Consider the following 12,648-nt stretch of genomic DNA (forward strand, 5'->3'; position numbering starts at 1 on the left):
GAATGGCGGCTGCAGGAGGGGAATGAAATGAGTGAACAGGTAAATCTGCAGGAAGCGCTGGTTAAAAAAGCTGCTTTTGGCAATGATATCGATTTGGAAAAATTTGATGATAATAACGAACAGCATGTGCAAAGTACCGCCGAGCTTTCAGCAGCAGGGAAAGAACGGCTGGAGCATGTTGGTATCGATCTGGAGAGGGAGAATCGCAGCGCCAGCTTTATTCAGGTCGACAATGCGCCTATTGAGGCCGAAGTAAAGCCGCAGCTGCCGCTGGAATTGATGAATACCGGCGCCGCCGCTAAAAAATATCCTGAACTTGTCAAAAAATACTGGTGGAATGCCGTGAAGGCAGATACTGATAAATATACTGCTAAAACTGCATTGGAGCAGGAACAGGGATATTTTATCAGAGTCAAAGCCGGGCAGAAGATAGAAGCTCCTCTGCAGGCCTGCGTTTTTATCGGTCACGAGGATCACCTGCAGCGTGTTCATAACATTGTTATTGTAGAAGAAGGCGCTGAGCTTAATATCATCTCTGGCTGTGCCAGTGATCCCGGTGTTGAAAAAGGCGTGCATATCGGTATCAGTGAATTTTATGTTGAAAAAAATGCTAAGCTGACCTTTACCATGATCCACAGCTGGGGCGAAAACATTGCTGTGCGTCCTCGCAGCGTAACGATCATCGAAGAAGGCGGCCAGTTTATTTCTAATTATGTCTGCATGGAAAAAGTAAAAGATGTGCAGATGTATCCTACTACCAAGCTGGTAGGCGAAGGCGCTGTGGCACGCTTAAATTCTATTTTAGTGGCACCGGAGGGGTCGCATCTTGATATCGGCGGCAAGGCGCTGTTAGAGGTGCCTGGTACCCGTGCCGAAATCGTGACCCGTACTATTTCTACCGGCGGTGAGATCATCAACCGCGGCAATCTTACAGGTCGTGCCGAAGGCATTCGTGCCCATTTGGAATGTAATGGCTTGATGCTCAGTAATAAAGGTTATATTTCTGCCATACCTGAGCTGGATGCATTTACAGGTAATGCCGAGCTCAGCCACGAGGCTGCTGTGGGCCGCATCGCTCCTGAAGAGATCGAGTATCTGATGGCGCGAGGAATGGACGAAGAAGAAGCTACTGCTACTATCGTCCGCGGCTTCCTCAACGTCAATATTGAAGGACTGCCGGAATCTTTGGCTAAAAAGATCAATGAAACTCTGGATACGTTCACTTATAATAAGGGAATGTAAGAAAAAGTAAAAAAAGTACTTGTCAATCGCGGCAAAGTGAGTTATAATAACCCTTGTGTTCAACACAATTCCGGGATGGTGTAATGGTAGCACAGGTGATTCTGGATCATCTTGTCTGGGTTCGAGCCCTAGTCCCGGAGCCAATGGCGCCATGGTCAAGCGGCTAAGACGTCGCCCTCTCAAGGCGAAATCACGAGTTCGATTCTCGTTGGCGCTACCAAACTGACAGTAAACCCTCTGACTTAGGTCAGAGGGTTTTTATTTTGGAATAGGTTTTTCATAAACTGTATTGTTACAATACACCCTAAACTATTATATAATATAAAAAAATGGGGTGAGGTGGTCTTGATGAGCACTTATATTTCTATAAGCGAAATGGCAAAACTGCACGGAATTACCAGACAGACCCTTATTCATTACGATAATATTGATTTATTTAAGCCGGCGAAGGTCGATACCAACGGTTACCGTTATTATTGTAAACACCAGATACCATATTTACGAGAGATTTGTTTCCTTAAATCGTTGGGAATCCGTCTGAAAGATATCCAACAGCATTTTCAGGAACGGACGCCGGAAAACGAAATGTATCTTTTGGAGAAACAAAAACAGTATATTATGAATCAAATTGCCAAGCTCAATACTTTGCGCGAATACCTAAATCAAAGGATCGATCTGTATGAAGAAGCCGTAGATGCAGGGATGATGAGGATGTCGCTGCCTTTTGTACGCTATATAGATGCACGTCAGGCGATTTTTAAAGAGTGGCTGCAGCCTATTGATAAAGATAACCTGCACACGACATTAATGGATTTGTGGCAGCGTATCTTTGAACGTGAAATGGTTCCGTCAGGCGGTTTTGGTTCTATCATCAAAAAGTCTGGTGTGGAAAAAAATAAGTGGCTTCAGGGAGCCGGGTCCTGTATATTTTTGCCGGTATGGAACAAGGAGCACGAAAATACACTTACGATACCGGCCGGAGAATATGTGTGCATGTATAAGTATGGTATGCCTTATGATACTGAGCATCTGGAAAAGCTGATGCAGTGGCTGGCTAAAAATAATTATGAACTGGCAGGGGATATCATCGACGTGTGTCTGCTTGATACTACCTTTTATAAGCAGGAAACAGGCGTAGATTTCTGTATGCTGCAGGCTCCTGTTACCTTAAAAAAATAAATAAAAATTTTTTTAAAAACCTCTTGACTGTATTGTTACACCACAATCTATTATCAAATTGTGAGGTAACACTCAACAAAAAGTCAGGAGGTTATTTTTATGACTAAAGAAGTTATTGATTTAAGATCTGCGTTGGAATTACTGGAAAGCATTCCCGGACAAATGGTACATACTGATGTAGAGGTTGACCCTTCTGCAGAACTGGCTGGCGTTTATCGTTATGTGGGTGCAGGCGGCACTGTTGCCCGTCCTACTAAAACAGGGCCGGCTATGACTTTTGAAAATGTGAAAGGACACCCAGGTGCAAAAGTAGTTATTGGTTTATTAGCCAGCCGTAAACGTGTAGGCTATCTTTTGAATAGTAAACCTGAAAAATTAGGTTTTATGATGCGTGACGCTGTAAAAAATGCTATTGCTCCAGTGGTCGTTGATAAAGCGAAAGCTCAATGCCAGGAAGTCGTGCATCTGGCTACTGACGAAGGCTTTGATATCCGTAAATTGATCCCGGCTCCTACCAATACTCCGGAAGATGCAGGACCGTATGTAACTTTAGGTATGTGCTATGCTTCCGATGTCGAAACCGGTGAATCTGACGTTACGATCCATAGACTTTGCCTGCAGAGCAAAGACGAAATTTCCATGTTTTTCACACCGGGGGCCCGGCATTTGGGCGCTTTCCGTGAAAAGGCCGAAGCTTTAGGCAAACCGCTGCCAATTTCCATCAGTATCGGTGTCGATCCGGCTATTGAGATCGCTTCCTGCTTTGAGCCGCCGACAACTCCGCTTGGCTTCAATGAATTATCTATTGCCGGAGCAATCCGCGGTAAGGCTGTTGAATTAGCTCCCTGTGTGACGATCGATGAAAAATGTATCGCCAACGCCGAATACGTCATTGAAGGCGAGCTTTTGGTAGGCGCGCGCGTTCGCGAGGACCAGAATTCCAATACCGGTAAAGCGATGCCGGAATTTCCCGGTTATACCGGGCCTGCCAATGCAGAATTACCTGTTATCAAAGTAAAAGCTGTTACTCACAGAGTAAATCCGATTATGCAAACCTGCATTGGACCTTCCGAAGAGCATGTAAGCATGGCCGGTATCCCGACTGAGGCGTCGATCCTTGATATGGTGGAAAGAGCTATGCCGGGCCGTGTACAAAATGTTTATGCACATTCCTCCGGCGGCGGTAAATTTATTGCCGTTATCCAGTTCAAAAAGACCGTTCCAAGTGACGAGGGTCGTCAGCGTCAGGCTGCGCTGCTTGCTTTCTCTGCTTTCCCGGAATTGAAGCAGGTGATTTTAGTTGATGAAGATGTCGATATTTTTGATACTAACGATGTGCTATGGGCGATGACTACCAGGATGCAGGCCGATGTCGATATCGTAACAATCCCCGGCGTACGCTGCCATCCGCTTGATCCGTCTAATGATCCTGCCTGCAGCTGGTCGATCCGCGATCATGGTATTGCCTGCAAAACTATTTATGACGCGACAATTCCGTTTAATCAGAAAGCAAGATTCCAACGCGCAAAATTTATGGAAGTCGATGTAAAAAAATTCTTGCCTGATTTTACCGTACAGGATTGAATGATTCTGCTGGTTAAGGCGTTTTAAACGCCTTAACCACATTATCTGACTTTGATTGGATATTTTTAAGGAGGACAATTATGGGAAAGAATAAACCGATTATAGGTTTTATTTTAGGTATCATCGTAGCTGTGGTCATCTTTTTTGCTAACATTCCCGGCTTGGAACGCACAGGACAGATGTGTATGGCCTTTTCTCTGATGACAGTGATTTTCTGGGCTTTTGGTATTGCTCAGCCCGGTTATGTCTCAGGTCTGTATCTTTTGCTTTTAGCAGTTTTTAAAGTTGCGCCAACAACATTGATTTTTTCTACCTGGACTACTTCTATGATGTATCTGATCATCGGCGCTTATCTTATTGCGGTGGCGGTGAAAGAATCAGGTTTAGGTGAGAGGATCGCTTATAAGTTCATCGTAAAATATGTTTCGTCTTTTAAAAGTATTATCGTTTCTATCTTTGCTCTGACGTTCATTCTGGCCTTATTGATTCCGCATCCCTGGCCGCGCGCTTTTCTCATTATGTCGGTCATGGCTGTTGTGGTAAAAAGCGCGGACATTCCCCGTGAAGACGCGGTTAAGATCGGTTTTACTGTTTTTACGGCTTCTATCCCGGTTTCCATGATCTTTCTGACTGGTGATGCGTCGATCAATCCACTGGCGGCTGCAGGAGGGGAATGAAATGAGTGAACAGGTAAATCTGCAGGAAGCGCTGGTTAAAAAAGCTGCTTTTGGCAATGATATCGATTTGGAAAAATTTGATGATAATAACGAACAGCATGTGCAAAGTACCGCCGAGCTTTCAGCAGCAGGGAAAGAACGGCTGGAGCATGTTGGTATCGATCTGGAGAGGGAGAATCGCAGCGCCAGCTTTATTCAGGTCGACAATGCGCCTATTGAGGCCGAAGTAAAGCCGCAGCTGCCGCTGGAATTGATGAATACCGGCGCCGCCGCTAAAAAATATCCTGAACTTGTCAAAAAATACTGGTGGAATGCCGTGAAGGCAGATACTGATAAATATACTGCTAAAACTGCATTGGAGCAGGAACAGGGATATTTTATCAGAGTCAAAGCCGGGCAGAAGATAGAAGCTCCGCTGCAGGCCTGCGTTTTTATCGGTCACGAGGAGCAGCTGCAGCGTGTTCATAACATTGTTATTGTAGAAGAAGGCGCTGAGCTTAATATCATCTCTGGCTGTGCCAGTGATCCCGGTGTTGAAAAAGGCGTGCATATCGGTATCAGTGAATTTTATGTTGAAAAAAATGCTAAGCTGACCTTTACCATGATCCACAGCTGGGGCGAAAACATTGCTGTGCGTCCTCGCAGCGTAACGATCATCGAAGAAGGCGGCCAGTTTATTTCTAATTATGTCTGCATGGAAAAAGTAAAAGATGTGCAGATGTATCCTACTACCAAGCTGGTAGGCGAAGGCGCTGTGGCACGCTTAAATTCTATTTTAGTGGCACCGGAGGGGTCGCATCTTGATATCGGCGGCAAGGCGCTGTTAGAGGTGCCTGGTACCCGTGCCGAAATCGTGACCCGTACTATTTCTACCGGCGGTGAGATCATCAACCGCGGCAATCTTACAGGTCGTGCCGAAGGCATTCGTGCCCATTTGGAATGTAATGGCTTGATGCTCAGTAATAAAGGTTATATTTCTGCCATACCTGAGCTGGATGCATTTACAGGTAATGCCGAGCTCAGCCACGAGGCTGCTGTGGGCCGCATCGCTCCTGAAGAGATCGAGTATCTGATGGCGCGAGGAATGGACGAAGAAGAAGCTACTGCTACTATCGTCCGCGGCTTCCTCAACGTCAATATTGAAGGACTGCCGGAATCTTTGGCTAAAAAGATCAATGAAACTCTGGATACGTTCACTTATAATAAGGGAATGTAAGAAAAAGTAAAAAAAGTACTTGTCAATCGCGGCAAAGTGAGTTATAATAACCCTTGTGTTCAACACAATTCCGGGATGGTGTAATGGTAGCACAGGTGATTCTGGATCATCTTGTCTGGGTTCGAGCCCTAGTCCCGGAGCCAATGGCGCCATGGTCAAGCGGCTAAGACGTCGCCCTCTCAAGGCGAAATCACGAGTTCGATTCTCGTTGGCGCTACCAAACTGACAGTAAACCCTCTGACTTAGGTCAGAGGGTTTTTATTTTGGAATAGGTTTTTCATAAACTGTATTGTTACAATACACCCTAAACTATTATATAATATAAAAAAATGGGGTGAGGTGGTCTTGATGAGCACTTATATTTCTATAAGCGAAATGGCAAAACTGCACGGAATTACCAGACAGACCCTTATTCATTACGATAATATTGATTTATTTAAGCCGGCGAAGGTCGATACCAACGGTTACCGTTATTATTGTAAACACCAGATACCATATTTACGAGAGATTTGTTTCCTTAAATCGTTGGGAATCCGTCTGAAAGATATCCAACAGCATTTTCAGGAACGGACGCCGGAAAACGAAATGTATCTTTTGGAGAAACAAAAACAGTATATTATGAATCAAATTGCCAAGCTCAATACTTTGCGCGAATACCTAAATCAAAGGATCGATCTGTATGAAGAAGCCGTAGATGCAGGGATGATGAGGATGTCGCTGCCTTTTGTACGCTATATAGATGCACGTCAGGCGATTTTTAAAGAGTGGCTGCAGCCTATTGATAAAGATAACCTGCACACGACATTAATGGATTTGTGGCAGCGTATCTTTGAACGTGAAATGGTTCCGTCAGGCGGTTTTGGTTCTATCATCAAAAAGTCTGGTGTGGAAAAAAATAAGTGGCTTCAGGGAGCCGGGTCCTGTATATTTTTGCCGGTATGGAACAAGGAGCACGAAAATACACTTACGATACCGGCCGGAGAATATGTGTGCATGTATAAGTATGGTATGCCTTATGATACTGAGCATCTGGAAAAGCTGATGCAGTGGCTGGCTAAAAATAATTATGAACTGGCAGGGGATATCATCGACGTGTGTCTGCTTGATACTACCTTTTATAAGCAGGAAACAGGCGTAGATTTCTGTATGCTGCAGGCTCCTGTTACCTTAAAAAAATAAATAAAAATTTTTTTAAAAACCTCTTGACTGTATTGTTACACCACAATCTATTATCAAATTGTGAGGTAACACTCAACAAAAAGTCAGGAGGTTATTTTTATGACTAAAGAAGTTATTGATTTAAGATCTGCGTTGGAATTACTGGAAAGCATTCCCGGACAAATGGTACATACTGATGTAGAGGTTGACCCTTCTGCAGAACTGGCTGGCGTTTATCGTTATGTGGGTGCAGGCGGCACTGTTGCCCGTCCTACTAAAACAGGGCCGGCTATGACTTTTGAAAATGTGAAAGGACACCCAGGTGCAAAAGTAGTTATTGGTTTATTAGCCAGCCGTAAACGTGTAGGCTATCTTTTGAATAGTAAACCTGAAAAATTAGGTTTTATGATGCGTGACGCTGTAAAAAATGCTATTGCTCCAGTGGTCGTTGATAAAGCGAAAGCTCAATGCCAGGAAGTCGTGCATCTGGCTACTGACGAAGGCTTTGATATCCGTAAATTGATCCCGGCTCCTACCAATACTCCGGAAGATGCAGGACCGTATGTAACTTTAGGTATGTGCTATGCTTCCGATGTCGAAACCGGTGAATCTGACGTTACGATCCATAGACTTTGCCTGCAGAGCAAAGACGAAATTTCCATGTTTTTCACACCGGGGGCCCGGCATTTGGGCGCTTTCCGTGAAAAGGCCGAAGCTTTAGGCAAACCGCTGCCAATTTCCATCAGTATCGGTGTCGATCCGGCTATTGAGATCGCTTCCTGCTTTGAGCCGCCGACAACTCCGCTTGGCTTCAATGAATTATCTATTGCCGGAGCAATCCGCGGTAAGGCTGTTGAATTAGCTCCCTGTGTGACGATCGATGAAAAATGTATCGCCAACGCCGAATACGTCATTGAAGGCGAGCTTTTGGTAGGCGCGCGCGTTCGCGAGGACCAGAATTCCAATACCGGTAAAGCGATGCCGGAATTTCCCGGTTATACCGGGCCTGCCAATGCAGAATTACCTGTTATCAAAGTAAAAGCTGTTACTCACAGAGTAAATCCGATTATGCAAACCTGCATTGGACCTTCCGAAGAGCATGTAAGCATGGCCGGTATCCCGACTGAGGCGTCGATCCTTGATATGGTGGAAAGAGCTATGCCGGGCCGTGTACAAAATGTTTATGCACATTCCTCCGGCGGCGGTAAATTTATTGCCGTTATCCAGTTCAAAAAGACCGTTCCAAGTGACGAGGGTCGTCAGCGTCAGGCTGCGCTGCTTGCTTTCTCTGCTTTCCCGGAATTGAAGCAGGTGATTTTAGTTGATGAAGATGTCGATATTTTTGATACTAACGATGTGCTATGGGCGATGACTACCAGGATGCAGGCCGATGTCGATATCGTAACAATCCCCGGCGTACGCTGCCATCCGCTTGATCCGTCTAATGATCCTGCCTGCAGCTGGTCGATCCGCGATCATGGTATTGCCTGCAAAACTATTTATGACGCGACAATTCCGTTTAATCAGAAAGCAAGATTCCAACGCGCAAAATTTATGGAAGTCGATGTAAAAAAATTCTTGCCTGATTTTACCGTACAGGATTGAATGATTCTGCTGGTTAAGGCGTTTTAAACGCCTTAACCACATTATCTGACTTTGATTGGATATTTTTAAGGAGGACAATTATGGGAAAGAATAAACCGATTATAGGTTTTATTTTAGGTATCATCGTAGCTGTGGTCATCTTTTTTGCTAACATTCCCGGCTTGGAACGCACAGGACAGATGTGTATGGCCTTTTCTCTGATGACAGTGATTTTCTGGGCTTTTGGTATTGCTCAGCCCGGTTATGTCTCAGGTCTGTATCTTTTGCTTTTAGCAGTTTTTAAAGTTGCGCCAACAACATTGATTTTTTCTACCTGGACTACTTCTATGATGTATCTGATCATCGGCGCTTATCTTATTGCGGTGGCGGTGAAAGAATCAGGTTTAGGTGAGAGGATCGCTTATAAGTTCATCGTAAAATATGTTTCGTCTTTTAAAAGTATTATCGTTTCTATCTTTGCTCTGACGTTCATTCTGGCCTTATTGATTCCGCATCCCTGGCCGCGCGCTTTTCTCATTATGTCGGTCATGGCTGTTGTGGTAAAAAGCGCGGACATTCCCCGTGAAGACGCGGTTAAGATCGGTTTTACTGTTTTTACGGCTTCTATCCCGGTTTCCATGATCTTTCTGACTGGTGATGCGTCGATCAATCCACTGGCGGCTGCCAGCTGTGACCCGGAACCGGTAGGCTGGCTCAAATGGTTCGAAGTTATGGGTCTGCCAATGATCGTTACCAGTATCATTACAATGGTTATGATACTGTTTATGTTCAAGCCAACCAAAGAGGTCAATGTCAATAAAACTGAAATTTTAGAGAAGCTGGAAGCTATGGGACCGATGAGCGGCAAAGAATTACGTACTGCCGTTTGGGTAACACTGGCTATTATCCTCTGGATGACTGACACGCTGCATGGCATTGATATTGGCTGGGTAACGTTATTTATTGCTATGGGGATGGCAATGCCTAAGATCGGCGGCATTTTGACTCCGCAAAGCTGGAGTGGTGTACCGGTACAAACACTGATCTTTTTGACAGCTGCTGTCGCTATTGGCCGTGTGGGCGGTGCTACAGGCATGAATACATGGATAGCGCAAACTGTATTGCCAAGCAGTGTGCCGGAAAATATGTTCATCCTGGCCGCATTTATTACAGCCGTTTCTATTGCTATCCATATGCTGTTCGGCAGCGTTATCGCAGTTATGGGGATCGTTATCCCGGCGATGCTGGCCTTTACGGGCTCAATGGGTATCAGTACGATCATTCCTGTTATGATTGCCTATATTGCTATCAACGCTCACTTTATACTGCCATTCCATAATCTGGCGATTTTGGTCGGCGTAGGTGAAGACAACGGTATGTATACGGAAAAAGAAACGATCAAATTCGGTGTACCGTTTACGATCGTGCTGTTCATTATTACTGTCGGCGTTGCTGTACCCTGGTGGAAAGTAATCGGTCTGTGGTGATTTGTCTTAAAAAGTAAGTTTAAGAAAGGTTGGTTATTATGCGCTTGATTGTAGGAATTTCCGGTGCCAGCGGTGTCATTATGGGTTATCAGATGCTCAAGGCTCTAAAGCAGCTGCCTGATATGGAAGTGCATCTGATAATTACGGAAGGTGCTGTTAAGAATTTTGAATGTGAAACTAATATAGAAATCAGCAGACTTGCAGAACTGGCCGATTTTACTCACAGTAATAAAAATCTGGCAGCAAGTATTTCCAGCGGTTCTTTTGTTACGGATGGTATGATAATTATTCCCGCCAGTATGAAAACCGTTGCCGGGATAGCCTCAGGGTTTGCAGAAAATCTGCTGCTGCGTGCGGCTGATGTCTGTCTTAAAGAAAACCGTAAGGTGGTTTTAGTACCGCGCGAGCTGCCGTTGAGCCGTATCCATCTGCGCAATATAAAAGAATGTGCTGATAACGGCTGCGCTATAGTACCGCCGATGCTTACTTTTTATAATGGCTCCAATTCACTGGAACAGCAGATCGATCATATTATCGGTAAGATTTTGATGCAGTTTGGGATCGAGTATAAGAAATTTGTCTCATGGCAGGGAGAAGACATATGCAGACAGTAACGTTAAGCGAGGGGGACAAACCTTATACAGTTACGGCATGTGTGGTTTTATGCGGTAAAGATATCGCAGTAGTGATTGGCGGAGGCGAGGCTTCGCATATTGGTGCTGCAGCCTTGGCTTCTCCCAGGCCGAGTTTGAAAAATACTGCTGAGATTTCCGCCAGTGCCTCTGTTTTATGCCGTCTGGGACATAAGGATGATTTGCCTGCCAGAGAGGCGGCTTTGCGCCTGGCGAGTAAATTTAATACTAATGTTGCCGTAACGGCAGGCTTGCATATAGATGATGCGGACTCTGACGATATCGCAAAACTGCAGCATAACTTTCAGCAAATTTTGGAAGCAATAGAAGCATGGCTTCTGACAATAGATATATAGATATTTTGATCCTCCCATTGAGTTTGGACACTTACACATCAACACAAAAAGCTCTGACTAATGTCAGAGCTTTTTGTGTTGATTGAAGCAGCCGTTAAAGTTGTGGAGCAGCAGTAACGTCAGTCAAACCTGCTAAAGCCAAAAGCATCAGCAGTGATTTTTGTTCACATACATATACTCCGGCTGGGTCAAACCATTCGTCTACGGTATGGGTACCATATTCAGCGCCGCCGCGTCCTAATGTAACAGCCGGAATGCCGATTGCGATCGGCATATTGCTGTTGGTGCAGCCGCCTAAACGCGGCTGCGGCGTGATGCCGCAGGCTAAGGTTGCCAGCTTGGCCGCCTGGACCATACGGCAGCTTTCGGATTGGCTGCCGGCGGGGACGTCCATGATTTTACTGAAAGTAACTTTTACAGCGCCGGGTTTCTGCCAGCGGGCATTTTCTGCGTCGGCACCCTGCTGGAAAATCGCGAGTGCCTGCTGTTCCATTTGCGCCAGAACTTCAGCGCTGTCGGAACGCATATTGATTTTAAAATTAGCGCTTTGAGCAATGCCGTGGATGGCCTGCCCGCCGTTGGTAAGGCTGACTGTAAAAGTAGTTTTAGGAGTTTCAGGCACCTGCATATCGCTTAAAGCGGCGATGGCTCGTCCCATAGCCTGCACTGCGCTGGGAGTACCGAAAGCCAGATAAGCATGACCGCCGGGACCTGTATAGGTGACGTCATAATTGATCATGCCCGTAGCATTAAAATACATTACATCATTACTGGGACCGTCGATCGAAATGGCTGCGAGTATTTCCTCAGCTTTATTATTAACCAAATATTTCATGCCGCTCATAGCTCCCAGGCCTTCTTCTGCCGCAGTGCCTGCAATCATAATATCATGATGTGGGCGCAGGCCGCTGTTGACCAAAGCCCTGATAACTGAAAGATTTGCCGCTAAAGCTCTGGTATCATCGCAAATACCTGGAGCATAAAGCTTGCCGTCTTTTTCGATAACATCTGTAACGGTACCAAAGGAGAACACTGTATCTAAGTGCCCTTCAAGAAGAACGCTTTTACCGGTTTTACCACTGCCGTAGATTTTTCCGTAAACATTAAATTTTTCATCTATGGTCACATCCTGCAGACCGGCAGCTTTCAGCATTTGAGCGTAGTGTAGGCTGCGTTGTTTTTCCCGAAATGTTGGCGCTTCTATGACTACCAGTTCTTTTTGCTGTGCGATAGTATTGGGCGCATCCTGTTTTAAAAAATCTAAAGCTTGTTTAACTTGTCGGTCAGAAGTCAGTTTTTGAAAAATAAGTTCTAGGTCTTTATCGAAAGCTGTTGTCATGGGTGATGCCTCCTTAACGATATTGACTAGATTATAGCAAAGAAACTTTGGCGAGGGAAATGCTTTTTATAATTCTTTTAATAATTACTTATAATGTATTTTTTTACTGCTGAAAGTGTAATTTTTGAACATTATTTTTAAGAAACATCAGAATATGATTAAGGTGTATAATAAAAATATGAAAATAATATATG

10 protein-coding genes, 4 tRNA genes and 1 pseudogene are annotated in these 12,648 nt (G+C 44.9%); 14 read left to right on the forward strand and 1 reads right to left on the reverse strand.

Annotated features, from left to right (window positions below; genetic code table 11):
* Positions 1-27 precede the first annotated feature (27 nt).
* From C8D73_RS07525 to lpdD, 14 genes and pseudogenes are all read left to right on the forward strand, one after another.
* Positions 28-1,242 (forward strand): SufD family Fe-S cluster assembly protein, encoded by a 1,215-nt coding sequence (locus tag C8D73_RS07525; protein ID WP_113077799.1) that lies wholly within the window; start codon positions 28-30, stop codon positions 1,240-1,242.
* A 69-nt stretch (positions 1,243-1,311) separates the two neighbouring features.
* A tRNA-Gln gene (locus C8D73_RS07530) sits at positions 1,312-1,385 on the forward strand.
* A 2-nt stretch (positions 1,386-1,387) separates the two neighbouring features.
* Positions 1,388-1,462, forward strand: a tRNA-Glu gene (locus C8D73_RS07535).
* A 128-nt stretch (positions 1,463-1,590) separates the two neighbouring features.
* The gene (locus C8D73_RS07540) at positions 1,591-2,421 is read left to right on the forward strand and encodes a MerR family transcriptional regulator (RefSeq protein WP_113077800.1); all 831 of its coding nucleotides are present in this window, start codon (positions 1,591-1,593) and stop codon (positions 2,419-2,421) included.
* 99 nt (positions 2,422-2,520) lie between these two features.
* Entirely contained in the window at positions 2,521-4,005 is a 1,485-nt protein-coding gene (locus C8D73_RS07545) for a UbiD family decarboxylase (protein WP_113077801.1), read from the forward strand.
* A gap of 80 nt (positions 4,006-4,085) precedes the next feature.
* Positions 4,086-4,670, forward strand: a pseudogene (locus tag C8D73_RS07550) (anion permease); the annotation flags it as partial.
* A 13-nt stretch (positions 4,671-4,683) separates the two neighbouring features.
* Positions 4,684-5,898, forward strand: a complete 1,215-nt coding sequence (locus C8D73_RS07555) for a SufB/SufD family protein (protein ID WP_021717985.1) — start codon at positions 4,684-4,686, stop codon at positions 5,896-5,898.
* A 69-nt stretch (positions 5,899-5,967) separates the two neighbouring features.
* A tRNA-Gln gene (locus C8D73_RS07560) sits at positions 5,968-6,041 on the forward strand.
* Positions 6,042-6,043: 2 nt separating this feature from the next.
* Positions 6,044-6,118 (forward strand) — tRNA-Glu (locus C8D73_RS07565).
* A 128-nt stretch (positions 6,119-6,246) separates the two neighbouring features.
* Complete coding sequence (locus tag C8D73_RS07570; protein ID WP_113077800.1) at positions 6,247-7,077, forward strand: MerR family transcriptional regulator; 831 nt, start codon at positions 6,247-6,249, stop codon at positions 7,075-7,077.
* 99 nt (positions 7,078-7,176) lie between these two features.
* Complete coding sequence (locus C8D73_RS07575; protein WP_113077801.1) at positions 7,177-8,661, forward strand: UbiD family decarboxylase; 1,485 nt, start codon at positions 7,177-7,179, stop codon at positions 8,659-8,661.
* A gap of 80 nt (positions 8,662-8,741) precedes the next feature.
* Positions 8,742-10,127, forward strand: coding sequence for an SLC13 family permease (locus tag C8D73_RS07580; protein ID WP_113077802.1), 1,386 nt, complete (start codon positions 8,742-8,744; stop codon positions 10,125-10,127).
* 38 nt (positions 10,128-10,165) lie between these two features.
* Positions 10,166-10,741, forward strand: coding sequence for a UbiX family flavin prenyltransferase (locus tag C8D73_RS07585; protein ID WP_113077803.1), 576 nt, complete (start codon positions 10,166-10,168; stop codon positions 10,739-10,741).
* Positions 10,729-11,115, forward strand: a complete 387-nt coding sequence (gene lpdD, locus C8D73_RS07590) for a prenylated flavin chaperone LpdD (RefSeq protein WP_021717979.1) — start codon at positions 10,729-10,731, stop codon at positions 11,113-11,115. Before C8D73_RS07585 ends, lpdD begins: the two co-directional genes overlap by 13 nt.
* Positions 11,116-11,209: 94 nt before the next feature.
* Here lpdD and C8D73_RS07595 read toward each other — a convergent pair whose 3' ends face one another.
* Positions 11,210-12,454, reverse strand: a complete 1,245-nt coding sequence (locus C8D73_RS07595) for a M20/M25/M40 family metallo-hydrolase (protein WP_113077804.1) — start codon at positions 12,452-12,454, stop codon at positions 11,210-11,212.
* Positions 12,455-12,648 lie beyond the last annotated feature (194 nt).

It is taken from the genome of Phascolarctobacterium faecium DSM 14760 (genome assembly GCF_003269275.1).
Taxonomy (GTDB): domain Bacteria; phylum Bacillota; class Negativicutes; order Acidaminococcales; family Acidaminococcaceae; genus Phascolarctobacterium; species Phascolarctobacterium faecium.

Excerpts from the sequence above, each read along its gene's own strand:
- C8D73_RS07525 (WP_113077799.1), top strand. The coding sequence starts at position 28 with ATGAGTGAACAGGTAAATCTGCAGGAAGCGCTGGTTAAAAAAGCTGCT.
- C8D73_RS07540 (WP_113077800.1), top strand. The coding sequence starts at position 1,591 with ATGAGCACTTATATTTCTATAAGCGAAATGGCAAAACTGCACGGAATT.
- C8D73_RS07545 (WP_113077801.1), top strand. The coding sequence starts at position 2,521 with ATGACTAAAGAAGTTATTGATTTAAGATCTGCGTTGGAATTACTGGAA.
- C8D73_RS07555 (WP_021717985.1), top strand. The coding sequence starts at position 4,684 with ATGAGTGAACAGGTAAATCTGCAGGAAGCGCTGGTTAAAAAAGCTGCT.
- C8D73_RS07570 (WP_113077800.1), top strand. The coding sequence starts at position 6,247 with ATGAGCACTTATATTTCTATAAGCGAAATGGCAAAACTGCACGGAATT.
- C8D73_RS07575 (WP_113077801.1), top strand. The coding sequence starts at position 7,177 with ATGACTAAAGAAGTTATTGATTTAAGATCTGCGTTGGAATTACTGGAA.
- C8D73_RS07580 (WP_113077802.1), top strand. The coding sequence starts at position 8,742 with ATGGGAAAGAATAAACCGATTATAGGTTTTATTTTAGGTATCATCGTA.
- C8D73_RS07585 (WP_113077803.1), top strand. The coding sequence starts at position 10,166 with ATGCGCTTGATTGTAGGAATTTCCGGTGCCAGCGGTGTCATTATGGGT.
- lpdD (WP_021717979.1), top strand. The coding sequence starts at position 10,729 with ATGCAGACAGTAACGTTAAGCGAGGGGGACAAACCTTATACAGTTACG.
- C8D73_RS07595 (WP_113077804.1), bottom strand. The coding sequence starts at position 12,454 with ATGACAACAGCTTTCGATAAAGACCTAGAACTTATTTTTCAAAAACTG.